Genomic DNA, 22337 nt, shown 5'->3' with positions numbered 1-22337 from the left:
CATGGAGCGCCCGGGAAGCGCCAGCGCCTCACTTCTCGCGCAGGTAGCTTTCCGAGACATAGCCGCGCAGGTTGCGGGCGACGTCGAGCGAGACGTTGCACCAGCGGGTATTGCCGCTGCGCTCGCAGCTGCGCACATGGACGATCGCGCCGTTAGGAAGGCCCAGTATCACCTTGTAGCCGGTGCCGGGCCCTGCGCGCAGTTTCAGCATGTCCTCGCCTTTCACCCCGGCGACCTCATAGGTGCCGCGCCACGCGTCGGCGAGGGTCGGGGTGGCGAGGGTGGCTGCCGCGCAGAGCGTGGCTGCAAGGAGGGTTGCTCGGGTTGGACGCATTGGTTGCTCCTGTTATGTCTTCTGCCTCGGAGGCCATTTTGCATGTCCGGACCGCGAAGCGCCAGTTGCTTGGACCATCGCGCGCAAAAACAGGCCAAGCCTATAGACTCACCCCCGCATCCCTGCTACATCGCGCCAGTCTCGCGGCCTCGGATTCGTTCCGGGGCCCGTGATTTTTGAATTCGGGGACCTTCGGGGCCCTATACACACAGACAGGCGGGGCAACTCGCCGCAAACCAACGGAAGACAGAAAGCATGGCACTCAAGTCGTATAAGCCGACGACGCCGGGCCAGCGTGGGCTGGTTCTGATCGACCGTTCGGAGCTTTGGAAAGGCCGTCCGGTCAAAGCCCTCACGCAGGGTTTGACCAAGTCGGGTGGCCGGAACAACACCGGGCGGATCACGATGTGGCACAAGGGTGGTGGCGCGAAGCGTCTCTACCGCATCGTCGATTTCAAGCGTCGCAAGTTCGATGTTCAAGGCACCGTCGAGCGGATCGAATACGATCCGAACCGGACCGCCTTCATCGCGCTGATCAACTATGAAGATGGTGAGCAGGCCTACATCCTCGCACCCCAGCGTCTCGCTGTCGGTGACAAGGTCGTTTCGGGCTCGCGTCACGACGTCAAGCCGGGCAACGCGATGCCGTTCTCGGGCATGCCGATCGGTACCATCGTCCACAACGTCGAACTGAAGCCCGGCAAGGGTGGCCAGATCGCACGCGCCGCGGGCACCTACGCCCAATTCGTCGGCCGTGACGGTGGCTACGCTCAGCTGCGTCTTTCGTCGGGCGAACTGCGCCTCGTGCGTCAGGAATGCATGGCGACCATCGGTGCCGTGTCGAACGCCGACCACTCGAACCAGAACCTCGGTAAAGCCGGTCGTAAGCGCCACATGGGTGTCCGTCCGACCGTCCGCGGTGTCGCGATGAACCCGATCGACCACCCGCACGGTGGTGGTGAAGGTCGTACCTCGGGTGGCCGTCATCCGGTTACGCCGTGGGGCAAGCCCACCAAGGGCAAGCGCACGCGCGTCAACAAGAAGACGGACCAGTATATCCTGCGTTCGCGTCACGCGAAGAAGAAGGGTCGCTAACATATGTCTCGTTCTGTTTGGAAAGGCCCCTTCGTTGATGCCTACCTGCTGAAAAAAGCAGAGAAGGCTCGCGAGTCGGGCAAAGGCGACGTCATCAAGATCTGGTCGCGTCGCTCCACCATCCTGCCGCAATTCGTTGGTCTGACCTTTGGGGTCTACAACGGCCACAAGCACATCCCGGTGAACGTCACCGAGGAAATGATCGGTCAGAAGTTCGGTGAATATTCGCCGACCCGCACCTATTACGGGCATGCGGCCGACAAAAAAGCCAAGAGGAAGTAATCGTCATGGGTAAGGAAAAGAATCCGCGCCGCGTGGCGGAGAACGAAGCGATGGCGAAGACCCGCATGCTTCGCACCTCGCCGCAGAAACTGAACCTCGTCGCCGCGATGATCCGTGGCAAGAAGGTCGACAAGGCCCTTTCGGACCTGACCTTCTCGAAGAAGCGCATCGCGCTCGACGTGAAGAAGTGCCTTCAGTCGGCAATCGCCAACGCTGAGAACAACCACGGCCTGGACGTGGACGAGCTCGTCGTGGCGGAAGCCTGGGTTGGCAAGAACCTGGTGATGAAGCGTGGCCGTCCGCGGGCACGTGGTCGCTTCGGCAAGATCATGAAGCCGTTCTCGGAAATCACCATCAAGGTGCGTCAGGTTGAGGAGCAAGCGTAATGGGTCAGAAGGTTAATCCGATCGGCATGCGCCTCCAGGTCAACCGCACCTGGGATAGCCGCTGGTACGCCGACAGCAAAGACTATGGCGACCTGCTGCTCGAGGACATCAAGATCCGCGAGTTCATCCACGAGGAAGCCAAGCAGGCCGGCATCAGCCGCGTCATCATCGAGCGTCCGCACAAGAAGTGCCGTGTGACCATTCACGCTGCACGTCCGGGCGTCATCATCGGCAAGAAGGGCGCTGACATCGAAGCGCTCCGCAAGAAGCTGGCGAACTTCACCGACAGCGAGCTGCACCTGAACATCGTCGAAGTCCGCAAGCCGGAACTCGATGCGCAGCTCGTCGCCGAGTCGATCGCACAGCAGCTCGAGCGTCGTGTCTCGTTCCGTCGCGCCATGAAGCGCTCGGTGCAGAACGCGATGCGTATGGGTGGTCTTGGTATCCGTGTGAACGTCGCTGGCCGTCTGGGCGGCGCCGAGATCGCACGTACCGAGTGGTATCGCGAAGGTCGCGTGCCGCTGCACACCCTGCGTGCCGATATCGACTATGCGCTGTCCGAAGCGTCGACCCCCTACGGGATCATCGGCGTGAAGGTCTGGATCTTCAAAGGCGAGATCATGGAACATGATCCGCAAGCTCGTGACCGCAAGCATGCTGAAGCCCAAGAGGGCCCGGCACCGCGCGGCCCGCGTCGCGATCGCTGAGGGAGTAGATAGTTATGCTGCAACCGAAACGGACGAAGTTCCGCAAGATGCACAAAGGCCGGATTCACGGTGAAGCCAAAGGTGGTTTCGACCTGAACTTCGGTCACTTCGGCCTCAAGGCAGAGGCGCCCGAGCGCGTCACCGCCCGTCAGATCGAAGCTGCGCGTCGTGCGATCACCCGCCACATGAAGCGTCAAGGCCGTGTCTGGATCCGGATCTTCCCGGATACCCCGATCACCGCGAAACCCACCGAAGTCCGTATGGGTAAAGGTAAGGGTTCGGTCGACCGTTGGGCCGCCAAGGTCAAGCCCGGCCGCGTGATGTTCGAGATCGACGGCGTCAACGAAGAGACCGCTCGTGAGGCTCTGCGCCTCGGCGCGGCCAAGCTTCCGGTCGCCTGCCGTATCGTCGAGCGTCAGGACTGGTAATCCCGGTCTGACTGCTGAAGACAAACGAAAGCCCCGCCAGAGATGGCGGGGCTTTTGCGTTGTTGGCGGTATGATCAGGCGCCGTCGGAGATCCAGCCGTCGATCAGCGCATCGAGCGCTTCCCAGTCTGTATATTCTATATCGGCGTCGAGATCGGCATCGGGGTCCTTCTTCGCCACGATCCGGCGCATTACGAACCGCCGGAAGATATCGTATTTCGACGGCAGGTAGGCGCCCGCGATCTGCTCGGTCAGATCCGGCGTCCAGCCGGTCGCCTCTTCGAAGTCCTTAAGGATCTTGTCGAGGGCGCGCCAATCCTCCGCGTCGTGACCGGCGGCGGCCAGGGACACGGAGAGAAAGAGGCTCGGGCGGTTCCGGATGATGTCGCGTTGCTCTGCGACGAAATCGGCGAAGCGGCCCTGATAATGTCCGACATGGATCGATGCCGCGAGGATGATCCGGTCGAACCGGTCGAGGTTCATCCCCTCGGCTTCCTTAGTGGAGATCAATTCTGCGGAGTGGCCCAATTCGGAGATCCGGTCGGCGACGTGCCGCGCGATCTTGCGGGTTTGCCCCTCGCTGGAGGCATAGGCGACGAGTGTTTTCATGCTGCGCTCCCGTTATCTGGTTGCGCAGCAAGGAAATCAGGTGAGACGCGGTTTGGCTATGATGACGATCAAAGCGCCGGGCTCAATCCACCCATTTGTAATTTAAGCTGACCGAGTGAGGCGGCAGCGGCGCCAGAAGAAGATAGGTAATTCCAATTCCGCGAGCGGCGTGGTCATGCGCTGAAAAGTGGCGCCAGAATGTCCCAAAGTACTTTAGCGCTTGCGGTGATCGTCGCGGCGCCTTTGGTTTGCTCTACGATCTCCTTGAGAACAGCTTTGATCGTCGCGGGTTTACGTTGCCCCACAACCTCTTCTGAAAGCGTTTCCGTGAGCTCGATAATTGCGTTCTTTTGTTCTGTCGTTAGTTCATCAGATGAGAGAACAGCTTCCGTAAGGGTTTTGATGTGATGCCCCATTCCTTCGGCATCTGTTCCTTTTGTTAATGTGATTGCTGCATCGATTTTGTTGATCGCTCCAGTGTTCAAAACGCCGATCTGGGATTCAGAAATATTAAAGTTGTTCAAGGTGTGTCCCCCTTGGATTGCTGCGGCAAGTGCCTGCACTGGAAGCCTCGGGGTGCCAGTTGGCATTCCAGTTATCATGTCCATATCATCCAGAGCCCGATTCATCATCATCGCATTCTTCAAGAATTCGATGTGATTGTTGCGGGATAAGAGCGTGTAGCAATGCAGGCACAGAGGTACGTTACTCTCTTCGCCAACGTAGTAGAGGGCAGGGCGGTCGCACTGACAGCACTTCATCAATCCACCCATTTGTAATTGAAGCTCACCGAGATGCGTTCGTCCTCGGCCATGTTCATCGGCACCTCGTGGCGCAGCCAGCTTTCCCAGAGCAGCACCTCGCCCGGTTCGGGGGCAATGTAGATGAAGGGCTGCAGCTCGCGCCGGGCGGTCTTGAGGCGGGTCGGGGCCGCCATCATCCGGGCGCTGCGCGGGTCCTCCAGCTTCAGCGCAGAGGCGCCGTCGGGCATCGCGACATAGGTCGTGCCCGAGATCACCGAATGGGGGTGCAGGTGGGAGCTGTGGGTGCCGCCTTCGGGCAGGATGTTGATCCAGAGGTCTTCGAGCACAAGTTTGCCCTCGCCCAGATCGAATTGCAGATCCTCGGCAAACGCCGCGACGTGCTTGTCGAGTGCCTTCACCATGTCCGCGAAGATCGGGAAGCGCCAGGGCAGGTCGGTGAGCGAGGCGTAGGAGGTATAGCCCGGATAGCCGTTCTCCTCGCACCAGTTCTGCCCGGCCTCGTCGTCTTCGGCGATGGCGTAGCACGAGGCTTCCAGCTCGCCCGTATCGACCTTGGGGCGGAATTCGGATAGGGCGGCACGGTAGAGGCGGGTGACGAAGAGGGACTCGATCTGGGTCTTGGGCTCGGACATTAGGGCTCTCGCAACTGGGCGTGGATTTACCCCCCTGTTACGCCAAAGCGGGCCGAAGGCCAAACAATCCTTGCCATATTCGATTCGCTCTGATATTGGCCCCAAGTTCCTGAAATCAGGACCGACATAACCCATCAGAAAGCAGGGTCACCCGCGAGGGGCCCTCTGATGCCAAGAAAGGACCCGGGATGAACGCCCAAGAACTCAAGGCGAAGACGCCTGATGAGCTGCGTGATCAGCTCGTCTCGCTGAAGAAAGAAGCCTTCAACCTCCGCTTTCAGCAGGCCACGAACCAACTCGAGAACACCGCGCGCATGCGCTCTGTTCGTCGGGACGTTGCACGTATCAAAACCGTGCTGAACCAAAAAGCCGCTGAAGCCGCGAAGTAAGGAGAGCTTCCTATGCCCAAACGCATCCTGCAAGGTACCGTGACGTCGGACAAAAACGACCAGACCGTAACCGTTTCGGTCGAGCGCCGCTTCACGCATCCGGTTCTCAAGAAAACGATCCGGAAATCCAAGAAATACCGCGCCCATGACGCGGAAAACCAGTTCAAGACCGGTGACATTGTTCGCATCGAAGAGTGCGCACCCGTCTCGAAGACCAAGCGCTGGCGGGTTGTGGTTTCGGCGTAAGCCGGGGCCATCCGTCAGTATTCGAAACCCTGGGGCCCTTACTGCATAGGCGTCCCCAAAGGTCGGGAGTAACCCCATGATCCAGATGCAGACCAATCTGGATGTTGCTGACAACTCCGGCGCTCGCCGGGTTCAGTGCATCAAGGTCCTCGGCGGCTCGCACCGCCGTTACGCATCCGTGGGCGACATCATTGTGGTGTCGGTCAAGGAAGCGATCCCGCGCGGCCGCGTGAAGAAAGGTGACGTCCGTAAGGCCGTCGTCGTGCGCACCGCCAAAGAAGTTCGTCGCGACGATGGCACCGCCATCCGTTTCGACCGCAACGCCGCCGTCATCCTGAACAACGCGGGCGAGCCGGTCGGCACCCGTATCTTCGGGCCGGTCGTGCGTGAGCTGCGTGCGAAGAACTTCATGAAGATCATCTCGCTTGCTCCGGAGGTGCTGTAATGGCTGCTAAGCTCCGTAAAGGCGATAAGGTCGTCGTTCTCGCTGGCAAGGACAAGGGCAAGCAGGGTGAGATCACCTCTGTCGACCCGAAAGCCGGCAAAGCTGTCGTCGACGGCGTGAACGTTGCGATCCGCCACCAGCGTCAGACCCAGTCCAACCAGGGCGGTCGCCAGCCCAAGGCTATGCCGATCGACCTGTCGAACCTGGCTCTGATGGACGCAAACGGCAAAGCCACCCGCGTCGGCTTCCGCGAGGAAGACGGCAAGAAGGTGCGTTTCGCCAAGACCACGGGGGATGCGATCTGATGCTCGATCAAGCTACCTACACTCCGCGTCTTCGCGCTCTTTACCGCGACACCATCAAGGCGGCGCTGAAAGAAGAGTTCGGCTACAAGAACGACATGATGATCCCGAAGCTCGACAAGATCGTGCTGAACATGGGCGTCGGCGAAGCCGTGAAAGACACCAAGAAGGTCAAGCAGGCCGCCGAAGAGCTCTCGCTCATCGCTGGTCAGAAGGCCGTGATGACCAAGGCGAAGAAGTCGATCGCTGGCTTCCGCGTCCGGGAAGAGATGCCGCTGGGTACGAAAGTGACCCTGCGCGGTGACCGGATGTACGAATTCCTCGATCGCCTGATCAACGTTGCTATGCCGCGCGTTCGCGACTTCCGCGGCGTGAAGCCGTCCTTCGACGGTCGTGGCAACTTCGCAATGGGCCTCAAGGAACACATCGTGTTCCCCGAGATCGACTTCGATAAGGTCGATGAGGTTCTGGGTATGGACATCATCATGGTGACCACGTCTGACGTGGATGCCGAAGCGAAGGCGCTGTTGAAGCATTTCAACATGCCCTTCAACGCCTGATCGCGGAGGAACGAAACTTATGGCTAAGAAATCCATGGTTGCGCGCGAAGCGAAGCGCCAGCGTCTTGTGAACAAGTACGCTGACAAGCGGGCCGCGCTCAAGGAAATCATCAACGACCAGGAGCGCCCGATGGAAGAGCGCTTCAAGGCGTCGCTGAAACTCGCGGAACTCCCGCGCAACTCGTCGGCGGTCCGGCTGCACAATCGTTGCCAGCTCACGGGTCGTCCCCACGCTTACTACCGTAAGCTCAAACTCTCGCGGATCATGCTGCGTGACCTGGCCTCCTACGGTCAGATCCCCGGCATGGTGAAGTCGAGCTGGTAAGGAGGGCGACATGTCTGTGAACGATCCTCTCGGCGATATGCTGACCCGCATCCGCAACGCACAACTGCGTGGCAAATCCACCGTCCGCACCCCGGCCTCCAAGCTTCGCGCTTGGGTTCTCGACGTGCTGGCTGACGAAGGCTACATCCGTGGTTACGAGCAGGCGACGTCTGCTGCCGGCCATCCGGAGCTGGAAATCAGCCTCAAGTACTACGAGGGCACCCCGGTCATCCGCGAGCTGCAGCGCGTCTCGACCCCCGGTCGCCGCGTGTACATGGCCGCGAAAGACGTTCCGTCGGTCCGTCAGGGCCTCGGCGTCTCGATCGTCTCGACCTCGAAGGGCGTGATGTCGGATGCAAACGCACGATCCGCCAATGTTGGCGGCGAAGTGCTCTGCACCGTGTTCTAAGGAGGGCTCAATGTCTCGTATTGGTAAGAAACCGGTCGAGCTTCCCAGCGGCGTTACGGCGCAGCTGTCGGGCCAGACCATCGAAGTGAAGGGGCCGAAAGGCACCCGTTCCTTCACCGCGACCGACGATGTGAGCCTCAAGCTTGAGGACAACCTCGTCACCATCACCCCGCGTGGCCTCTCGAAGCGCGCGCGCCAGCAGTGGGGCATGACCCGCTCGCAGGTCGCGAACCTCGTGCAGGGCGTGACCGAAGGCTTCAAGAAGGAGCTGGAGATTCAGGGTGTTGGTTATCGTGCGCAGATGCAGGGCAACGTCCTGAAGCTGTCGCTCGGTTATTCGCACGAAGTCAACTTCGAGGTTCCGGAGGGCGTGACTGTCACCGCTCCGAAGCAGACCGAGATCGTTGTGGAAGGTTCTGACCAGCAGCAGGTGGGCCAGGTCGCGGCAAATATCCGCGAATGGCGTGCTCCCGAGCCCTATAAGGGCAAGGGCATCCGCTACAAGGGTGAGTATATCTTCCGCAAAGAAGGTAAGAAGAAGTAAGGAACGCGAAAATGGCAAACAGCAAACGGGATCTGTTCCTCAAGCGCCGCCTGCGCGTCCGGAACAAGCTTCGCAAGATGGCCGCTGGTCGCGCCCGTCTTTCGGTGCATCGTTCGTCGAAGAACATCAGCGTTCAGCTGATCGACGACGTCAACGGTCGCACTCTGGCCGCCGCTTCCACGCTCGAGAAAGATCTCGGCGTGGTCGGCAAGAACAACGTCGAAGCGGCAGCCAAAGTTGGCGCCGCGATCGCCGAGCGTGCGAAGAAGGCCGGTGTCGAAACCTGCTACTTCGACCGCGGTGGCTTCCTGTTCCACGGGAAGATCAAGGCGCTCGCCGACGCAGCCCGCGAAGGCGGTCTGAAGTTCTAAGACTGGTGGGGGACGTTCGCGTCCCCCCGATGATCCGGGCCGAGCCCTTCGGGGCGGGGCACCTGGATTGAGACAAACGGCGTGAAACCACGCCATCACGAGAAGGAATGCCTCATGGCAGAACGTGACAACCGCCGGGGCCGCCGCGACGACCGCGACGAAAACCCGGAATTCGCCGATCGCCTCGTCGCGATCAACCGCGTGTCGAAAACCGTGAAGGGTGGTAAGCGCTTTGGCTTCGCAGCCCTCGTGGTCGTCGGCGACCAGCGTGGCCGTGTCGGCTTCGGCAAAGGCAAGGCCAAAGAGGTTCCGGAAGCGATCCGCAAAGCCACCGAGCAAGCGAAGCGCAACCTGATCCGCGTCCCGCTGCGCGATGGCCGCACGCTGCACCACGACATTGAGGGCCGTCATGGCGCTGGTAAGGTCGTGATGCGCACCGCACCGGAAGGTACCGGGATCATCGCCGGTGGTCCGATGCGTGCCGTGTTCGAGATGCTGGGCGTGAAGGACGTCGTGTCGAAATCGACCGGCACCCAGAACCCCTACAACATGATCCGTGCCACGCTGAACGGTCTGACCCGCGAAGCAAGCCCCCGTCAGGTGGCTGCGCGCCGCGGCAAGAAAGTGGCCGACATCCTCAAGAAGCCCGAGGCTGAGGCACCTGCCGAAGCCACGGAAGCGTAAGGAGAGCGATCAATGGCTACCATCGTCGTCAAGCAGATCGGTTCGCCGATCCGTCGCCCCGCCATCCAGCGTGCCACGCTGAAAGGTCTGGGTCTGGACAAGATGAACCGTACCCGTGAGCTGGAAGATACCCCGGCCGTCCGCGGTATGGTCGCGAAGATCCCGCACCTCGTCGAAATCGTCGAAGAGCGCGGCTGAGCCGACCGGTTCGTCTGAATACCGAAACGCCCCGACCGAAAGGCCGGGGCGTTTTGCATTCGTGGGGTCTGTCTTCGGAGGGCAGGGCGCCTCAGTTCCAGACGGGGCCTCTGCCGCCCCCATAGCCGCGCCCTTGGCCGCCCATGCCGCGCCCCTGCATCTGGCCAGCTCTGCCGCCGCAGCGCTGGAAGGCGGGCAGGTGCTTGGTCTGAGAGGCATCGCGCAGGCGCGTCAGGATCTGGGTAAGCTGGCCATTCCCGGCGACCGCCGGCAGGAGCCGCCCGTCATAGAGCCCGGAATTGGCCATCTCCGCCTGCACGCCAAGCGCACAAGCCTCGGCCAATGTGCCCGGCACCGGGGCCAGAGGCTTCGCCCCACTCAGATAGGGGTTCGCGGGGACGGATAGCCCGTTCTGGCGCAGCACTCCGATCAGCGCCGCGGCATGCGACACCTCGGCACGCTCGATATTAGAGAAGGGGCGCACGGCGCCAAACCTCTCCATGATCGCCCGATAGGTGGCCTGCGCGTGATACTCGTCATCCAGCGCCGCGAGCACCGCCCTATGTTCCGCGGAGGTGAGCGCCGCGTGCGCGGGCAATGCCGTGCCTGCGACGACCGCGACCACGGCGACTATCGCGCCGAGTCTTGTTCCAAGTGAGCTGTGAAAACGCATCGGTCTCTCCTTCCTGAGCCAACTGGAAGTGATACGTCCGCGCAGGACGGAATCCGGCGCCGATGTGACCGCGCGCCGCAGGCCCCGAGGCAGGCATGTCATTTCTTTAATTTTTCTTCACGAAATCCGGAACCGAATGTGACACACTGGGTTGGTTGGATATCGTTGCATCCTGCAATAGGGTGCCGCGCTTCAAGACTGAGGGACGGATCGATATGTTTGAAAAAATCATGGTTCCGATCGACCTGCGTCATGTCGAGAAGATGGGCAAGACGTTGAAAGTCGCTTCGGAAATCGCAGCGAAACACGACGCAGAAGTTGTTTTCATAGGTGTCACTAGCCAAGAGCCGAGCGAATTCGGCCACAATGCCAAGGAATATGCCGCGAAACTGGATGATTTCGCGCAGAGCCATGCCAACGAGTTTGGGCATAAGGGGTCGTCGAAGGCAGTCATCGTGCCCGACCCGGCCGTTGATCTCGACAAGACGTTGCTGAAGACGGCTGATGATCTCGGCGCTGATCTGGTGGTGATGGCCACGCATGTGCCCAACGCGGCCAGCTATCTCTTCGCCTCGCATGGCGGCCACCTCGCCGCGCACAGCGATGCGTCGGTGTTTCTCGTACGCGGATAACGCGGACCAATATAACCAATAAGGACAGGAGGACGGCATATGGCCGAACCTGAAGAAGTTCAGGGCATCCCTGCCCCCGAAGGGGACACACAACTGATCGAGACCGACTATGAGATCGGTCAAGACAACCTCGAAGGGCAGGTAGGGCCCTTCGGTTTCGACATTCACAACCCTGTTTTCATGATCTCGGCGTTGTCCATCGTGGCCTTCGTCTTCTATGCGCTGGCTCTGCCTGAGCAGGCGAGTTCGCTGTTTGGCGCGATGCGCCCGTGGCTGACCTCGACCTTCGACTGGTTCTTCATGAGCGCCGCGAACATCTTCGTCATCTTCTGCCTTGCCCTGATCGTCTCGCCCTATGGCGCCGTCCGTCTGGGTGGCACGGACGCGGAGCCGGACTTCACCTATATGGGGTGGTTCGCGATGCTCTTCGCGGCCGGCATGGGCATCGGCCTGATGTTCTTCGGCGTGCTCGAGCCGGTCTATCACATGGCGGTCTCGCAGCCTCTGGGCACGCCTTCGCCCTTCGATGCGGATGGCAACCTGATCCCGGAGAATGTCGCACGGGCCAAGGAAATGGGCCTCGCCGCGACGATCTATCACTGGGGTCTGCACCCTTGGGCGATCTATGCGGTCGTGGCGCTCGCGCTGGCGCTGTTCTCCTATAACAAGGGTCTGCCGCTGACGATCCGTTCGGCCTTCTACCCGATCTTCGGCGAGAAGGTCTGGGGCTGGACCGGCCATATCATCGACATCATCGCGGTGTTCGCGACGCTGTTCGGCCTTGCGACCTCGCTCGGCTTCGGCGCGCAGCAGGCGAATGCGGGTCTCAACCACGTGTTCGGCGTTCCGATCGACACGACGGTGCAGGTCATCCTGATCACGCTGATCACCGGCGTTGCGCTGTTCTCGGTGCTGCGTGGCCTCGATGGCGGCGTGAAGCTTCTGTCCGAGATCAACATGGGGATCGCGGCGCTGCTGCTACTCTTCGTGCTCTTCGCGGGCCCGACGCTGATGATCTTCACCGATTTCGGTCAGGGTCTTCTGGCCTATGCGAAAGACATCATCCCGCTGTCGAACCCGATCGGGCGCACGGATGACAGCTATCGCGACGGCTGGACCGCGTTCTACTGGGCGTGGTGGATCTCCTGGTCGCCCTTCGTCGGCATGTTCATCGCCCGCGTGTCGCGTGGTCGTACCGTGCGCGAGTTCATCATCTGCGTGCTGCTGATCCCGTCGCTCGTCTGCGTGTTGTGGATGGCGGTCTTCGGTGGTGTTGCGATCGATCAGGTGATCTCGGATCCGTCCGGTTCGCTGGTGAAGGCGCAGGTCATCGATAGCTACAACCCGCCGCTGTCGCTCTTCGCGATGCTGGAGGGGCTGCCGCTGGCCTCGATCACCTCGGTCATCGCGATCGTCCTGGTTATCGTGTTCTTCGTGACCTCTTCGGACTCCGGCTCGCTCGTGATCGATACGATCACCGCAGGCGGCAAGGTCGACGCACCGGTTCCGCAGCGTGTGTTCTGGGCCACTTTCGAGGGCGCGGTCGCGATCGTGCTGTTGATCGGCGGTGGTCTGAGTGCGCTACAGGCGATGGTGATCTCGACCGGTTTGCCCTTCACGCTGGTTCTGCTGGTGATGTGTTGGGCGATCTGGAAGGGTCTGCGGACCGAGCCTCGGTAAGCTGACCAAGATTTGAGACAAAGGCGCGCGGGGGAGACCTCGCGCGCCTTTCGCTATGTGCAGGGCGTCTGGAAACGCGGCGCGTCTGCGTATATGACCCGGCGCATGTCTGACGGCGCGACCCAAACCTCCGCGAGCCATATCGCGATTTCCGATCTCGGCCACGATCTTGACGGTCGTCCGGTGCTGGAGGGAATTTCGCTGGAGACCCGCGCCCGCCGCATCGGCGTGGTGGGGCGCAACGGGTCGGGCAAATCCACCTTGTCGCGATTGATGGCGGGGCTGATCGCGCCGAGCCGGGGCAGCCTGCGGATCAACGGCCAGGATCTGGCCGCCGACCGGAAGGCCGCGCTCCGCGAGGTCGGAATCCTGTTCCAGAACCCCGATCATCAGATCATCTTCCCGACCGTGATCGAGGAGATTTCCTTCGGGCTGCGTCAGCAGGGGATGAAGAAGCCCGAGGCCGAAGCTGCGGCCGATCGCACCCTGGAGCAGTTCGGCAAGGCGGCGTGGCGCGATGCCTATGTGACGATGCTCAGCCAAGGCCAGAAGCAGCTTCTGTGCCTGATGTCGGTGAGCGCGATGGCCCCGAACCTGCTGATCCTCGACGAGCCCTTCTCGGGCCTCGACATCCCGACCAAGGCGCAGCTGGGCCGTGCGCTGACGCTCTATCGCGGGACGCTGGTGCAGGTGACGCATGACCCGCGCGAGCTGGAGCATTACGACGAAATCCTCTGGCTCGACCAAGGACGGCTGCGGATGCATGGCGCGGCGCGCGAGGTGCTGCCCGTCTACGTCGAAGAGATGACCCGCGCGGGAGAGGCCGATGATATCGCTCAGCTCTCCCGTTAAGACCGCCGCCCATGACTGGCCTGCGGGTCTGAAACTCGCAGCGCTCTGCGTGGCGACCGTGGGCCTGTTCTATATCGAGAGCCCCCTGATCCTTGCGGGCGTCGTCACGGCGATCTTGATCGCCTATGCTTTGCCGGGCCGCGCCTTCCTGCGCGCGGGTCTGGCGGCGCTGAAACTGCTCTGGCCCTTCATCGTGATCGTCGCGATCTGGCAGGCGGTGATCGGCGAGCTGGTGCAGGGCGCGGTGATCGTGATGCGGATGGTCTCGGCCGTGGCACTGGCGAACCTCGTGTCGATGACGACGCGGCTGAGTGATATGATCGCGGTCGTGCGCTGGCTGACGACGCCTTTGCGCCGCTTCGGGCTGTCGACCGCTGCGCTGGAGATCGCAATCGCGCTGGTGATCCGTATGGTGCCGGTGCTGACCAACAAAGGGGGGCGCCTCACCGAGAGCTGGCGCGCCCGGGCCACCCGGCGGCCAAGCTGGCGGCTGGTGCTGCCCTTCACGCTTCTTGCGCTTGACGATGCCGACCATGTCGGCGATGCGCTACGGGCCCGGGGAGGGCTCACATCCGAGAGGGAGACTTGAGATGGAAAAGAATGTCGCGCTGATCGCGCTGTTTGCGGCCCTGATTGCGGTGCTCGCGCTGATCCCGAAAATCACGCTGGGCTTCGGGGTGCCGATCACGGCGCAGAGCCTTGGGATCATGCTGGCCGGCGCTGTGCTGGGATCGAAGCGCGGTGCGCTCGCGGTTCTGCTGTTCCTGCTGCTGGTGGCCGTGGGGCTGCCGCTTCTGGCCGGTGGTCGCGGCGGGCTTGGTGTCTTCTTCGGCCCGACGGGCGGCTTCCTGTTCAGCTGGCCGCTGGCCGCGTGGCTGACCGGTTTCATCGTCGAAAAGTGGCGCTCGGTGCCGCTGGGCGCGTCGGTCTTCGTGGGGGCGATCCTTGGCGGGATCGTGCTGTCCTACGCGATGGGGATCGTCGGGCTGTCGCTGGCGCTCGGCAAAAGCCTGATCGAGAGCACCTCTCTGATGCTGGTCTTCATCCCCGGCGACATGATCAAGGCGTTGATCGTGGCTGCGCTGACCGTGTCGCTGTCGCGCGCGCGGCCTTCCAGCGTCCTGTCGCGGCACTGAGACGCGTGGCGTGACGCTGCTTCTGATCCATACGGGCGGGACGATCGGCATGGTCGCCTCGGATGCGGGCTTCGTGCCGCAGCAGGGCGTGGTCGAGGAGTTCCTCGCCACGCTGCCCGAGGGGCGCGAGGTCGAAACCCTGCGTCTCGATCCGCTGATCGACAGCGCAAATGCCACGCCCGCCGACTGGGACCGGATTGCCGAGACCATCGCCGCGCATCACGACCGATACGACGGCGTGATCGTGACCCATGGCACCGATACGCTGGCCTATACGGCGGGCGCTTTGTGCTTCGCGCTCGAAGGGTTGGGCAAGCCGGTGATCGTGACCGGCTCGATGCTGCCGCTGTCGGTCGAAGGCAATGACGGCGCGCGCAATCTGCGCGACGCGATTGCGGCGGCGGGGCAGGCGGCGCCCGGCGTCTGGGTTCAATTCGCAGGACGCCTGCTGCACGGCGCGCGGGTCCGCAAGAGCCATTCGCGCGCCTTCGACGCCTTTGCCGCCGATCCCTCCGACATCCCGCCCCGCCAGCCGGGGGTGCGCCTGACGCGCCACCCGATCCGGTCCGCGCGGATCGCCGTTCTGGCCGTCGCGCCGGGGGCGGAGGAGAGCCTTCTCGAACATGCCGCCAAGACCTGCGACGGGCTGGTGCTGCGTTGCTACGGCTCTGGCACTGCGCCCGACACGCCCGGCGTGCGGGCAGCGCTTGCCACTGCGCAAGAGCGGGCGATCCCCGTCATCGCGGTCAGCCAATGCCCCGAGGGCGGCATGGCGCTTGGCACCTATGCTGCGGGAGCGATCCTGCGCGATCACGGGGTGATCGACGGGCGCGACATGACGCCCGAGGCGGCCTATACCAAGCTCGCCCATGTCCTCTCGCTTGACGATCCGCAGGAACGGGGCACGCGCCTGTCCCGCGCGCTCTGCGGCGAATACACGCCCTGATCTTTGGTGCTCACGCCGGTTTTTCGGAACGTCTTCGCCCGCCTTTCCGTTAGGAGAGCGAACCCCGAAAAGGAGCACCTCCCATGGCCGAAGGCAACAACAAGCCGAAATCTTCCAATTCGAAAGCGCAAAGCCCGAAGCGGTCGCGCAAGGCCACCGGGGTCGCGCCCGTCGAACAGCTCCAGAGCCGGGTCGAGGCCTATCGCGAGCTTGCTGAGGCCTATGTGAAATACCCCTGCGTGATGCGTCCGGGCGACCTGACCGGGCTCGCGCGCCGCCTGCATGTGCGCTCGACGATCATCGAAGATCACGCGGTCCGCATCGACGAGAAGGCCGAGGGCGCGGGCGAGAAATTCGAGGAGCTGGCGGATTCGCTCTTCTCCTTCTTCCGCGGCACCTCGCTTCTGTTCCACCGCGACATGCTAGGCGAGGACGAGCGGATGCCGACGGTGCTGGCGCTCGGGGATGTTCATCCCGAGAATTTTGGGATCATGCCGAATGCCGATAACGTGCCGATCTTCGGCGTGAACGATTTCGACGACGTGCTTTACGGCCCCTTCACCTGGGATCTGAAGCGCGGGATCACGGGCTTCCTGATCGCGGCCAAGGAAGAGGGCGACCAGAAGAAAAAGCACCGCGAGAAGATCGTGCGAAAATTCGTCGAAGGCTATCGCGACGGGATGGAATTCTACGCCCGTCACGACAAGGAGGCGAGCCAGCAGATGCGCCCCGATAACAGCCCGAAGGTAATCCAGCGGATGTTCAAGAAGGCGCGCAAGAGCCGGAAGAAATGGCTCTGGGATCGCTATCTCAACGAGACCGGGCGGGGCTTCCGGGCGAATGACGAACTGACGCCGATCTCCAGCCGAATCTCGGAGTTTCAGGGCTACATCAATGACGTGGCCAAGCAGAACGGGATCGATCCGGGCGGTCGCGCGGGCGAGCTGAAGGTGAAGGATGTCTGCATCCGCCACGGCCAGGGCACGGCTTCGCTGGGTCTGCCGCGCTACTATTGCCTGATCGAAGGGCCGAGCAAGGATGCGAGCGACGATCTGATCATCGAGTTCAAGCGCGCCCGGCAATCCGCGCTGGAAGGCCTCGTGCCGGAGAATGATTTCGTCGCGGGCGACAAGGGCGACCGGATCGCGCATGGCCAGCGGGTGCATCTGGCGCAGGGCGATGTGTTCTACGGAAGCGTCGAGATTGACGATATGAGCTTCATGTCGCGCGAGCGCGCGCCCTTCCGCGACGATATCGATCTCGACGATCTGTCGAAGAGCAGCTGGCGCGACTATGCCCATGCCTGCGGTCAGGCGCTGGCGCAGGCCCATGCGCGCTCTGACGATGCGGGCGAGTTGGACTACCGGATCGAGCCGCGCATCATCGAAGCGATGCAGCCCTTCGACCTGTTCGTCGATGATCTGCTGTGTTTCGGACGCGAGGCGGTCAAGCGGCTCAAGCGCGACCACAAGTTCTTCAAGATGGATCTGAAGCGCGGCGCCTTCGATATGACGCAGAAGCACTATCGCTAGGGTCTCGCCTCTGGGCAGCGGTCGGCGCGGCGAATCTGTCGTGCTTGCGTGATCGCCTTCGTGTCGTTACTCCGCGATTATGGCGGTCAAGCGTACGACATTGATGGATGTGGCGCGGGCGGCGGGCGTGTCCCGCGCGACCGCCTCTCTCGTCATTCGTGGCTCCGATCTGGTTGCGGACAAGACGCGCGAGAAGGTCGAGAAGGTCATCGCCGAGCTCGACTACGTGCCCAATAGCGGGGCAGCCCGTCTGCGCGGTCAGAAAAGCCGCACGGTCGGCGTCATCATCCCGAACCTGGTGAACAGCTTCTTCTCGGAATTCGTCGAGGGGATCGAGGCCGAGCTGGACGAGCAGGGCTATCAGGTCATGCTGGCCAGCTCGCGCGATGATCCCGAGCGGCAATCGGGGTTGCTGCGCCGGTTGCGCGAACACGATGCCGAGGGGATCATCCTCTTTCCCGCCGAGGGGACCGAGCCGGACACGATAGAGAAACTGGTCGCAGCAGGCGTGCCGCTGGTGCAGGCGATGCGCCATGTCGGGCGCGATCTGAGCGATTTCGCGGGGTCCGACCACGGCCTCGCAGTACGACTGAGCGTGCGGCATCTGCGCGATCTCGGCCATCGGCGGATCTCCTTTGTCTCGCTCGCCGGGAAGGTGTCGACGCGGGAAGAACGTCTCGGTGCCTTCGAAGAGGAGTTGCGCGCGCAGGGGCTCGTCAATGCAGGGGTGATCGACGTGCCGCTGGAATGGGATGGTTCGCCGCAATCGGCCGCGATGCTGATGGCGCTGGATCCGCGCCCGACCGCCGCGATCTGCTTCAACGATATTCTCGCCTCGGGTCTGCTGCGGGGGTTGTTCGACCTCGGCCTGATGCCGGGGCGCGACCTCTCGGTGGTGGGGCACGATAACCTGTCCTTCATCGATCTCGGCGCGCCACCGCGCCTGACGACGGTGCAGGTTTTTCCGCGCCAGATCGGGGCGGCCTCGGCCAAGCTGCTGCTGCGGCGGATCAAGGACCCGGGCGCAGAGCTCAAATCCGAGATCGTGACACCGCGCCTGCGGGTGCGCGACACCACCGGCCCCGTCGACTGATATCCAACAAAGAGCATCACGCATCCGTGATTTGCGACTCAGGATTTAGATCGTTCTAATTAGATCGATCTAAAAATGCATATGTCCGATCGTTGAGGAGCGGAGGGGCATGTGGTTACACGCAGGGGAGGCGACGTGTATCACTTCAATTTCACGCCCGTATTCGAGAATTTCGACCTGCTGCTCTATGGCGCATGGTTGACCATCCGCCTGTCTTTCGCGGCGATGATCCTGGGGCTGATCGTGTCGGTTCTGGGGGCTGCCGCGCGCACCTCGCATTCCAAGGTGCTGCACGCGATCGTCGGCGCCTATGTCGAGATCATCCGCAACACGCCTTTCCTCGTGCAGATCTTCTTCCTGTATTTCGGGCTGCCCGCTATCGGGATCTCGCTCGATCCCAATGTTGCGGCGCTGATCGCGCTGGTGATCAATGTCGGCGCTTACGGGACCGAGATCACGCGCGCCGGGATCGAATCCGTGCCCAACGGCCAGATCGAGGCCGGACGCGCGCTGGGTCTCGGGCCGATCCAGATTTTCCGCTACGTGATCCTGAAACCGGCCCTGCGCAACGTCTATCCGGCGATGACGAGCCAGTTCATCTACCTGATGCTGACCTCGTCGGTCGTCTCGACGATCTCGGCGAACGATCTGGCCTCCATCGGCGCGGATCTGAACGCAAAGACCTTCGCCAGCTTTGAGATCTACCTCGTCGTGACCGGCATCTACCTCGTCCTTTCGCTGCTGTTCTCGGGGCTCTTCAAGCTCATCCAGAACGCCGTATTCAACTATCCTGCGAGCCGCTGACATGATCCGCCAATTCGGACCTTCCGACATCCTGTTCATCATCGAGGCCGTGCGCTGGACGCTTCTGCTGTCGGCCATCGCTTTCATCGGCGGCGCAATTGGTGGGCTGTTCGTAGCACTCGCGCGCAGCTCTGGCTCGAAAGCGCTGCGCCGGATCAGCGCCGGGTTCATCCGCATCTTTCAGGGCACGCCGCTTCTGATGCAGCTGTTCCTGTTCTATTTCGGGCTGACCGTGCTGAACCTGCCGATCAACCCGCTTCTGGCGGCGGCGATCGCGCTGACCTTCCATGCCAGCGCCTATCTGGGCGAGATCTGGCGCGGCTCCATCGAGGCGGTGCCATCGGGGCAGACCGAGGCCGCGACCGCGCTGTCGCTGAGCTATCGCGACCGGATGCAGCATGTGGTTCTGCCACAGGCGGCACGGATCGCCGTGGCCCCGACGGTCGGCTTTCTCGTGCAGCTGATCAAGGGCACCTCGCTGACCTCGATCATCGGCTTCACCGAGCTGACCCGCGCCGGTCAGATCGTGAACAACGCGACATTCGACCCGTTCGTCGTCTTCGGGCTGGTGGCCGCGATCTACTTCATCATCTGCTGGCCGCTGTCGCTGTATGCGCGCCGGTTGGAAGGGCGGATGCGCCTCGCATTCACCCGCTGATTTTTCACCCGCTTCAGGTTTAGGAGGAGTAATCCATGAAGTTTCTCAAGACAGTTGCAACGGCGGCCCTGACGGTCGGCGCATTGATGGCAGGCCACGCGCAGGCCACCACGCTCGATCAGGTCGAGAAGGCTGGCGTGCTCAAGGTCGGCATGCTCGTCGATTTTCCGCCCTTCGGTCTGATGGGCACCACCGGCAAGCCGGAAGGCTATGACGCCGATACCGCCAAGGCGCTCGCCGATTACCTCGGCACCAAGATCGAGATCGTGCCGGTGACCGGCCCGAACCGCATCCCCTACCTGCTCTCGGGTCAGGTTGACGTGCTGGTTGCCTCGCTGGGCATCACGCCCGAGCGCGCCAAGCGGGTCGATTTCTCGCGCCCCTATGCCGGGATCGAGATCATGGTCTACGGCAAGAAGGACGAGAAGGTCTCGAAGCCCGAGGACCTCTCCGGCGAGTCGGTCGGGGTCGTGCGCGCCTCGACGCAGGATGCGGGCGTGACCAAGGTCGCCCCCGATGACGCCACGATCCGCCGCTTCGACGACGATGCGGGCGCGGTGCAAGCGCTGCTTTCGGGTCAGGTGCCGCTGATCGGCGTGTCGAACGTCGTGGCAGCGCAGATCGAGAAGGCCGCGCCGGGTCGCTTCGACGAGAAGTTCCCGCTCTCGAGCCAAGTTCAGGGCATCGCGGTCGAGCCGGGCGCAGACAAGCTTCTGGCGAAGATCAACGAGTTCGTCGGTTCCGCAATGAAAGACGGCACGATGGACAAGATCTCCGAGCAGTGGCTCGCGACGGACATCCCCGATTTCGTCCGCAACGGCTCGGCCGAGGAAGCCGCGACGCCGAAAACGGCCACGAACTGATCTCACTTCATATCCGGCGCAGCCCCGCGCTGCGCCGGATCACCCTACAAGGCATCCCATGACACAAGCACAGCAGCCCGCCGTCGAGATGCGCGGCGTCACCAAGTTCTTCGGTGCGTTTCAGGCGCTGAAGTCGATCGATCTGACGGTCGAACAAGGCGAGCGGATCGTGGTCTGCGGTCCGTCCGGCTCCGGCAAGTCGACCCTGATCCGCACACTCAACCAGCTCGAAGAGATTCAGGAGGGCAAGATCACCGTCGATGGGATCGAATTGACGGCTGGCGGCGAGAACGTCGCCAAGGTGCGTCGCGATGTCGGGATGGTCTTCCAGCAATTCAACCTCTTCCCGCATCTGACGGTTCTGCAGAACTGCACGCTCGCTCCGCTTAAAACGGGGCGTGCGGATAAGGCCACGGCAGAGGCGACCGCGCGCAAATATCTGGAGCGCGTGAAGATCCCCGAGCAGGCCGACAAGTTTCCCGCCCAACTCTCGGGCGGCCAGCAGCAGCGGGTCGCGATTGCGCGCGCGCTCTGCATGGAGCCGCGGATCATGCTGTTCGACGAGCCGACCTCGGCGCTCGATCCCGAGATGGTCAAGGAAGTGCTCGACACGATGATCGATCTGGCCCGCGAAGGCATGACGATGCTCTGCGTGACCCACGAGATGGATTTCGCCCGCGCCGTTGCCGACCGCGTGATCTTCATGGAGCAGGGCGCGATCATCGAAGAGGGGCCGCCGGCGGAGTTCTTCGGCAATCCGAAATCCGAGCGGCTGCGCAACTTCCTGGGGCAGATCTCATGAAGGACGAGGCCAAATCGAACCCGTCGATCCTCGCGCTGATCGAGTTGAAGCCCGCCGACATGATGGAAGCGTTCTGCGCCGAGCATCCGGTCACCCGCGATGCCGAGGCCCGCGACGGCATCGAAGTCGTGCTGACCAGCGGCGCGCGCGGTCTCTCGGGCGAGGAGATTGCCGAATTTCCCGACCTGCGCCTGATCGCGGTCAATGGCGTTGGAACCGATGCGGTCGATCTGGATGCGGCGGCCACGCGCGGCATCCATGTGACGACGACGCCGGATGTGCTGTCGGAGGCGGTGGCCGAACTGGCGCTGGGTCTTGCGATTTCGGTGCGGCGCCGGATCGGCGAGGGCGAGCGGCTGCTCCGCTCCGGCGGTTGGTCGAACGGACAGAAACCGCGGCTGGGTCAGGCGCTGACCGGTTGCCGGGCGGGTATCCTCGGCTATGGCCGGATCGGGCGGGCGCTGGCGGATATGCTCCGCGCTCTGGGAGTCGAGGTGATCTACCATGCCCGCAAGCCCCATGATGACGCCCCCGAGGCATGGCGCCCCGACGCCCGGACGCTGGCCGCCGAAAGCGATGTCCTGTTCGTCACGCTCTCAGCCACGCCCGAGACGCGGTATATCGTCGATGCGCCGGTGCTGGACGCACTTGGCTCCGAGGGCACCTTGGTCAATGTCGCGCGCGGCTCGGTCGTCGATAGCGCGGCGCTGGCTGCGGCCTTGCATGGCGGCACGCTGGGCTCTGCTGCGCTCGATGTGTTCGAGGTTGAACCTGTCGCGCCCGATGGCGCGGAGGACGGTCTTCTGCGCGCGCCCAATACGCTCTTCACGCCGCACATCGCTTCGGCGACGAACGAGGCGCGGCGCGCGATGGCGGAGCTGGTGATCGCCAATATCGACGCCTATCTGGCCGGAAGCCCGCTTCCGAGCCCGGTAACGCCTGCCTGACCGGAGCCTT

Annotated in this window: 34 protein-coding genes; 29 read left to right on the top strand and 5 right to left on the bottom strand. The window is 62.7% G+C overall.

From position 1 onward, the window contains the following. Positions 1 to 28: 28 nt before the first annotated feature. Positions 29 to 334 carry an SH3 domain-containing protein gene (locus BMI91_RS11015; protein ID WP_078604937.1) on the bottom strand — a complete coding sequence of 102 codons (306 nt, stop codon included), beginning with the start codon at positions 332 to 334 and terminating at the stop codon, positions 29 to 31. A gap of 255 nt (positions 335 to 589) precedes the next feature. Between BMI91_RS11015 and rplB the strand changes: the two genes are divergently transcribed. Genes rplB through rplP form a run of 5 tightly spaced genes read left to right on the top strand, consistent with a single transcriptional unit; the run spans position 590 to position 3232 of the window. Next, positions 590 to 1429, top strand: coding sequence for a 50S ribosomal protein L2 (rplB, locus tag BMI91_RS11010; protein ID WP_078521293.1), 840 nt, complete (start codon positions 590 to 592; stop codon positions 1427 to 1429). 3 nt (positions 1430 to 1432) lie between these two features. Next, complete coding sequence (rpsS, locus tag BMI91_RS11005) at positions 1433 to 1711, top strand: 30S ribosomal protein S19 (RefSeq protein ID WP_078521291.1); 279 nt, start codon at positions 1433 to 1435, stop codon at positions 1709 to 1711. 5 nt (positions 1712 to 1716) lie between these two features. Next, entirely contained in the window at positions 1717 to 2097 is a 381-nt protein-coding gene (rplV, locus tag BMI91_RS11000; RefSeq protein WP_078521290.1) for a 50S ribosomal protein L22, read from the top strand. Next, a complete protein-coding gene (rpsC, locus tag BMI91_RS10995) occupies positions 2097 to 2804 on the top strand; it encodes a 30S ribosomal protein S3 (RefSeq protein WP_078521288.1) in 708 nt (235 codons plus the stop codon). Before rplV ends, rpsC begins: the two co-directional genes overlap by 1 nt. A 14-nt stretch (positions 2805 to 2818) precedes the next feature. Then, on the top strand, positions 2819 to 3232 hold the full coding sequence (gene rplP / locus BMI91_RS10990; RefSeq protein ID WP_078542381.1) for a 50S ribosomal protein L16: 414 nt from the start codon (positions 2819 to 2821) through the stop codon (positions 3230 to 3232). Between the two features lie 74 nt (positions 3233 to 3306). On the opposite strand, the gene BMI91_RS10985 is transcribed toward rplP, so the two are convergent. The 3 genes from BMI91_RS10985 to BMI91_RS10975 form a co-directional block, all read right to left on the bottom strand. Continuing rightward, positions 3307 to 3840 carry a flavodoxin domain-containing protein gene (locus BMI91_RS10985; RefSeq protein WP_078542380.1) on the bottom strand — a complete coding sequence of 178 codons (534 nt, stop codon included), beginning with the start codon at positions 3838 to 3840 and terminating at the stop codon, positions 3307 to 3309. Between the two features lie 173 nt (positions 3841 to 4013). Continuing rightward, the gene (locus BMI91_RS10980) at positions 4014 to 4487 is read right to left on the bottom strand and encodes a hypothetical protein (RefSeq protein ID WP_158522137.1); all 474 of its coding nucleotides are present in this window, start codon (positions 4485 to 4487) and stop codon (positions 4014 to 4016) included. Positions 4488 to 4600: 113 nt separating this feature from the next. Beyond that, positions 4601 to 5236, bottom strand: coding sequence for a 2OG-Fe(II) oxygenase family protein (locus BMI91_RS10975; RefSeq protein ID WP_078604935.1), 636 nt, complete (start codon positions 5234 to 5236; stop codon positions 4601 to 4603). A 188-nt stretch (positions 5237 to 5424) separates the two neighbouring features. On the opposite strand from BMI91_RS10975, the gene rpmC reads away from it, so the two are divergent. The 11 genes from rpmC to rpmD all read left to right on the top strand — a co-directional run bounded on the left by rpmC (position 5425) and on the right by rpmD (position 9709). Continuing rightward, positions 5425 to 5625, top strand: coding sequence for a 50S ribosomal protein L29 (gene rpmC, locus BMI91_RS10970; RefSeq protein ID WP_078521281.1), 201 nt, complete (start codon positions 5425 to 5427; stop codon positions 5623 to 5625). Between the two features lie 12 nt (positions 5626 to 5637). Further along, positions 5638 to 5871, top strand: coding sequence for a 30S ribosomal protein S17 (gene rpsQ / locus BMI91_RS10965; RefSeq protein ID WP_078521280.1), 234 nt, complete (start codon positions 5638 to 5640; stop codon positions 5869 to 5871). 76 nt (positions 5872 to 5947) lie between these two features. Next, entirely contained in the window at positions 5948 to 6316 is a 369-nt protein-coding gene (rplN, locus tag BMI91_RS10960) for a 50S ribosomal protein L14 (protein WP_075773851.1), read from the top strand. Further along, entirely contained in the window at positions 6316 to 6621 is a 306-nt protein-coding gene (rplX, locus tag BMI91_RS10955; RefSeq protein ID WP_078521279.1) for a 50S ribosomal protein L24, read from the top strand. Before rplN ends, rplX begins: the two co-directional genes overlap by 1 nt. Then, on the top strand, positions 6621 to 7178 hold the full coding sequence (rplE, locus tag BMI91_RS10950; RefSeq protein ID WP_078549282.1) for a 50S ribosomal protein L5: 558 nt from the start codon (positions 6621 to 6623) through the stop codon (positions 7176 to 7178). The genes rplX and rplE overlap by 1 nt, the downstream gene beginning before the upstream one ends. A 19-nt stretch (positions 7179 to 7197) precedes the next feature. Further along, the gene (rpsN, locus tag BMI91_RS10945) at positions 7198 to 7503 is read left to right on the top strand and encodes a 30S ribosomal protein S14 (protein ID WP_075773854.1); all 306 of its coding nucleotides are present in this window, start codon (positions 7198 to 7200) and stop codon (positions 7501 to 7503) included. A gap of 10 nt (positions 7504 to 7513) precedes the next feature. Next, positions 7514 to 7912 (top strand): 30S ribosomal protein S8, encoded by a 399-nt coding sequence (gene rpsH / locus BMI91_RS10940; RefSeq protein WP_152845393.1) that lies wholly within the window; start codon positions 7514 to 7516, stop codon positions 7910 to 7912. A gap of 10 nt (positions 7913 to 7922) precedes the next feature. Then, the gene (rplF, locus tag BMI91_RS10935; protein WP_078604934.1) at positions 7923 to 8456 is read left to right on the top strand and encodes a 50S ribosomal protein L6; all 534 of its coding nucleotides are present in this window, start codon (positions 7923 to 7925) and stop codon (positions 8454 to 8456) included. Between the two features lie 11 nt (positions 8457 to 8467). Then, the gene (rplR, locus tag BMI91_RS10930) at positions 8468 to 8827 is read left to right on the top strand and encodes a 50S ribosomal protein L18 (RefSeq protein ID WP_075773856.1); all 360 of its coding nucleotides are present in this window, start codon (positions 8468 to 8470) and stop codon (positions 8825 to 8827) included. A 114-nt stretch (positions 8828 to 8941) separates the two neighbouring features. Next, on the top strand, positions 8942 to 9511 hold the full coding sequence (gene rpsE, locus BMI91_RS10925; protein WP_075773857.1) for a 30S ribosomal protein S5: 570 nt from the start codon (positions 8942 to 8944) through the stop codon (positions 9509 to 9511). A gap of 12 nt (positions 9512 to 9523) precedes the next feature. Continuing rightward, positions 9524 to 9709 (top strand): 50S ribosomal protein L30, encoded by a 186-nt coding sequence (gene rpmD / locus BMI91_RS10920; protein ID WP_075773858.1) that lies wholly within the window; start codon positions 9524 to 9526, stop codon positions 9707 to 9709. 91 nt (positions 9710 to 9800) lie between these two features. Here rpmD and BMI91_RS20175 read toward each other — a convergent pair whose 3' ends face one another. Beyond that, complete coding sequence (locus BMI91_RS20175; RefSeq protein ID WP_078604933.1) at positions 9801 to 10382, bottom strand: ferritin-like domain-containing protein; 582 nt, start codon at positions 10380 to 10382, stop codon at positions 9801 to 9803. A 215-nt stretch (positions 10383 to 10597) separates the two neighbouring features. On the opposite strand from BMI91_RS20175, the gene BMI91_RS10910 reads away from it, so the two are divergent. From BMI91_RS10910 to BMI91_RS10850, 13 genes are all read left to right on the top strand, one after another. Further along, positions 10598 to 11014 (top strand): universal stress protein, encoded by a 417-nt coding sequence (locus BMI91_RS10910; protein ID WP_078604932.1) that lies wholly within the window; start codon positions 10598 to 10600, stop codon positions 11012 to 11014. Positions 11015 to 11053: 39 nt separating this feature from the next. Continuing rightward, positions 11054 to 12694: a BCCT family transporter gene (locus BMI91_RS10905; protein WP_078521273.1), complete on the top strand. Its 1641-nt coding sequence runs from the start codon at positions 11054 to 11056 to the stop codon at positions 12692 to 12694. 93 nt (positions 12695 to 12787) lie between these two features. Continuing rightward, a complete protein-coding gene (locus BMI91_RS10900; protein ID WP_078604931.1) occupies positions 12788 to 13546 on the top strand; it encodes an energy-coupling factor ABC transporter ATP-binding protein in 759 nt (252 codons plus the stop codon). Continuing rightward, a complete protein-coding gene (locus BMI91_RS10895) occupies positions 13521 to 14135 on the top strand; it encodes an energy-coupling factor transporter transmembrane component T family protein (protein WP_078604930.1) in 615 nt (204 codons plus the stop codon). The genes BMI91_RS10900 and BMI91_RS10895 overlap by 26 nt, the downstream gene beginning before the upstream one ends. A gap of 1 nt (position 14136) precedes the next feature. Further along, entirely contained in the window at positions 14137 to 14682 is a 546-nt protein-coding gene (locus BMI91_RS10890; RefSeq protein ID WP_078542375.1) for a biotin transporter BioY, read from the top strand. A 10-nt stretch (positions 14683 to 14692) separates the two neighbouring features. Beyond that, the gene (locus BMI91_RS10885) at positions 14693 to 15628 is read left to right on the top strand and encodes an asparaginase (protein WP_078604929.1); all 936 of its coding nucleotides are present in this window, start codon (positions 14693 to 14695) and stop codon (positions 15626 to 15628) included. An 83-nt stretch (positions 15629 to 15711) separates the two neighbouring features. After that, positions 15712 to 17160 (top strand): DUF2252 domain-containing protein, encoded by a 1449-nt coding sequence (locus BMI91_RS10880; protein WP_078604928.1) that lies wholly within the window; start codon positions 15712 to 15714, stop codon positions 17158 to 17160. 79 nt (positions 17161 to 17239) lie between these two features. Then, entirely contained in the window at positions 17240 to 18253 is a 1014-nt protein-coding gene (locus BMI91_RS10875) for a LacI family DNA-binding transcriptional regulator (protein WP_078604927.1), read from the top strand. Positions 18254 to 18388: 135 nt separating this feature from the next. Then, entirely contained in the window at positions 18389 to 19057 is a 669-nt protein-coding gene (locus BMI91_RS10870; protein WP_078521258.1) for an amino acid ABC transporter permease, read from the top strand. 1 nt (position 19058) lies between these two features. Next, complete coding sequence (locus BMI91_RS10865) at positions 19059 to 19715, top strand: amino acid ABC transporter permease (RefSeq protein WP_078521256.1); 657 nt, start codon at positions 19059 to 19061, stop codon at positions 19713 to 19715. Positions 19716 to 19750: 35 nt separating this feature from the next. Beyond that, the gene (locus tag BMI91_RS10860) at positions 19751 to 20578 is read left to right on the top strand and encodes a transporter substrate-binding domain-containing protein (protein ID WP_078604926.1); all 828 of its coding nucleotides are present in this window, start codon (positions 19751 to 19753) and stop codon (positions 20576 to 20578) included. Positions 20579 to 20666: 88 nt separating this feature from the next. Then, on the top strand, positions 20667 to 21380 hold the full coding sequence (locus BMI91_RS10855; protein ID WP_371326882.1) for an amino acid ABC transporter ATP-binding protein: 714 nt from the start codon (positions 20667 to 20669) through the stop codon (positions 21378 to 21380). Then, positions 21377 to 22327, top strand: a complete 951-nt coding sequence (locus BMI91_RS10850) for an NAD(P)-dependent oxidoreductase (protein ID WP_078604925.1) — start codon at positions 21377 to 21379, stop codon at positions 22325 to 22327. The genes BMI91_RS10855 and BMI91_RS10850 overlap by 4 nt, the downstream gene beginning before the upstream one ends. Positions 22328 to 22337: the final 10 nt, after the last annotated feature.

It is taken from the genome of Thioclava sediminum (assembly GCF_002020355.1).
Classification (GTDB): domain Bacteria; phylum Pseudomonadota; class Alphaproteobacteria; order Rhodobacterales; family Rhodobacteraceae; genus Thioclava; species Thioclava sediminum.
The sequence above is the reverse complement of the archived record's forward strand: the minus strand, read 5'-3'. Positions and strand labels throughout refer to the sequence as shown.

What these genes read in the sequence shown, in the direction of transcription:
- BMI91_RS11015 (WP_078604937.1), bottom strand. Translation starts at nt 334, where the DNA reads ATGCGTCCAACCCGAGCAACCCTCCTTGCAGCCACGCTCTGCGCGGCA.
- rplB (WP_078521293.1), top strand. Translation starts at nt 590, where the DNA reads ATGGCACTCAAGTCGTATAAGCCGACGACGCCGGGCCAGCGTGGGCTG.
- rpsS (WP_078521291.1), top strand. Translation starts at nt 1,433, where the DNA reads ATGTCTCGTTCTGTTTGGAAAGGCCCCTTCGTTGATGCCTACCTGCTG.
- rplV (WP_078521290.1), top strand. Translation starts at nt 1,717, where the DNA reads ATGGGTAAGGAAAAGAATCCGCGCCGCGTGGCGGAGAACGAAGCGATG.
- rpsC (WP_078521288.1), top strand. Translation starts at nt 2,097, where the DNA reads ATGGGTCAGAAGGTTAATCCGATCGGCATGCGCCTCCAGGTCAACCGC.
- rplP (WP_078542381.1), top strand. Translation starts at nt 2,819, where the DNA reads ATGCTGCAACCGAAACGGACGAAGTTCCGCAAGATGCACAAAGGCCGG.
- BMI91_RS10985 (WP_078542380.1), bottom strand. Translation starts at nt 3,840, where the DNA reads ATGAAAACACTCGTCGCCTATGCCTCCAGCGAGGGGCAAACCCGCAAG.
- BMI91_RS10975 (WP_078604935.1), bottom strand. Translation starts at nt 5,236, where the DNA reads ATGTCCGAGCCCAAGACCCAGATCGAGTCCCTCTTCGTCACCCGCCTC.
- rpmC (WP_078521281.1), top strand. Translation starts at nt 5,425, where the DNA reads ATGAACGCCCAAGAACTCAAGGCGAAGACGCCTGATGAGCTGCGTGAT.
- rpsQ (WP_078521280.1), top strand. Translation starts at nt 5,638, where the DNA reads ATGCCCAAACGCATCCTGCAAGGTACCGTGACGTCGGACAAAAACGAC.
- rplN (WP_075773851.1), top strand. Translation starts at nt 5,948, where the DNA reads ATGATCCAGATGCAGACCAATCTGGATGTTGCTGACAACTCCGGCGCT.
- rplX (WP_078521279.1), top strand. Translation starts at nt 6,316, where the DNA reads ATGGCTGCTAAGCTCCGTAAAGGCGATAAGGTCGTCGTTCTCGCTGGC.
- rplE (WP_078549282.1), top strand. Translation starts at nt 6,621, where the DNA reads ATGCTCGATCAAGCTACCTACACTCCGCGTCTTCGCGCTCTTTACCGC.
- rpsN (WP_075773854.1), top strand. Translation starts at nt 7,198, where the DNA reads ATGGCTAAGAAATCCATGGTTGCGCGCGAAGCGAAGCGCCAGCGTCTT.
- rpsH (WP_152845393.1), top strand. Translation starts at nt 7,514, where the DNA reads ATGTCTGTGAACGATCCTCTCGGCGATATGCTGACCCGCATCCGCAAC.
- rplF (WP_078604934.1), top strand. Translation starts at nt 7,923, where the DNA reads ATGTCTCGTATTGGTAAGAAACCGGTCGAGCTTCCCAGCGGCGTTACG.
- rplR (WP_075773856.1), top strand. Translation starts at nt 8,468, where the DNA reads ATGGCAAACAGCAAACGGGATCTGTTCCTCAAGCGCCGCCTGCGCGTC.
- rpsE (WP_075773857.1), top strand. Translation starts at nt 8,942, where the DNA reads ATGGCAGAACGTGACAACCGCCGGGGCCGCCGCGACGACCGCGACGAA.
- rpmD (WP_075773858.1), top strand. Translation starts at nt 9,524, where the DNA reads ATGGCTACCATCGTCGTCAAGCAGATCGGTTCGCCGATCCGTCGCCCC.
- BMI91_RS20175 (WP_078604933.1), bottom strand. Translation starts at nt 10,382, where the DNA reads ATGCGTTTTCACAGCTCACTTGGAACAAGACTCGGCGCGATAGTCGCC.
- BMI91_RS10910 (WP_078604932.1), top strand. Translation starts at nt 10,598, where the DNA reads ATGTTTGAAAAAATCATGGTTCCGATCGACCTGCGTCATGTCGAGAAG.
- BMI91_RS10905 (WP_078521273.1), top strand. Translation starts at nt 11,054, where the DNA reads ATGGCCGAACCTGAAGAAGTTCAGGGCATCCCTGCCCCCGAAGGGGAC.
- BMI91_RS10900 (WP_078604931.1), top strand. Translation starts at nt 12,788, where the DNA reads ATGACCCGGCGCATGTCTGACGGCGCGACCCAAACCTCCGCGAGCCAT.
- BMI91_RS10895 (WP_078604930.1), top strand. Translation starts at nt 13,521, where the DNA reads ATGATATCGCTCAGCTCTCCCGTTAAGACCGCCGCCCATGACTGGCCT.
- BMI91_RS10890 (WP_078542375.1), top strand. Translation starts at nt 14,137, where the DNA reads ATGGAAAAGAATGTCGCGCTGATCGCGCTGTTTGCGGCCCTGATTGCG.
- BMI91_RS10880 (WP_078604928.1), top strand. Translation starts at nt 15,712, where the DNA reads ATGGCCGAAGGCAACAACAAGCCGAAATCTTCCAATTCGAAAGCGCAA.
- BMI91_RS10875 (WP_078604927.1), top strand. Translation starts at nt 17,240, where the DNA reads ATGGCGGTCAAGCGTACGACATTGATGGATGTGGCGCGGGCGGCGGGC.
- BMI91_RS10865 (WP_078521256.1), top strand. Translation starts at nt 19,059, where the DNA reads ATGATCCGCCAATTCGGACCTTCCGACATCCTGTTCATCATCGAGGCC.
- BMI91_RS10860 (WP_078604926.1), top strand. Translation starts at nt 19,751, where the DNA reads ATGAAGTTTCTCAAGACAGTTGCAACGGCGGCCCTGACGGTCGGCGCA.
- BMI91_RS10855 (WP_371326882.1), top strand. Translation starts at nt 20,667, where the DNA reads ATGCGCGGCGTCACCAAGTTCTTCGGTGCGTTTCAGGCGCTGAAGTCG.
- BMI91_RS10850 (WP_078604925.1), top strand. Translation starts at nt 21,377, where the DNA reads ATGAAGGACGAGGCCAAATCGAACCCGTCGATCCTCGCGCTGATCGAG.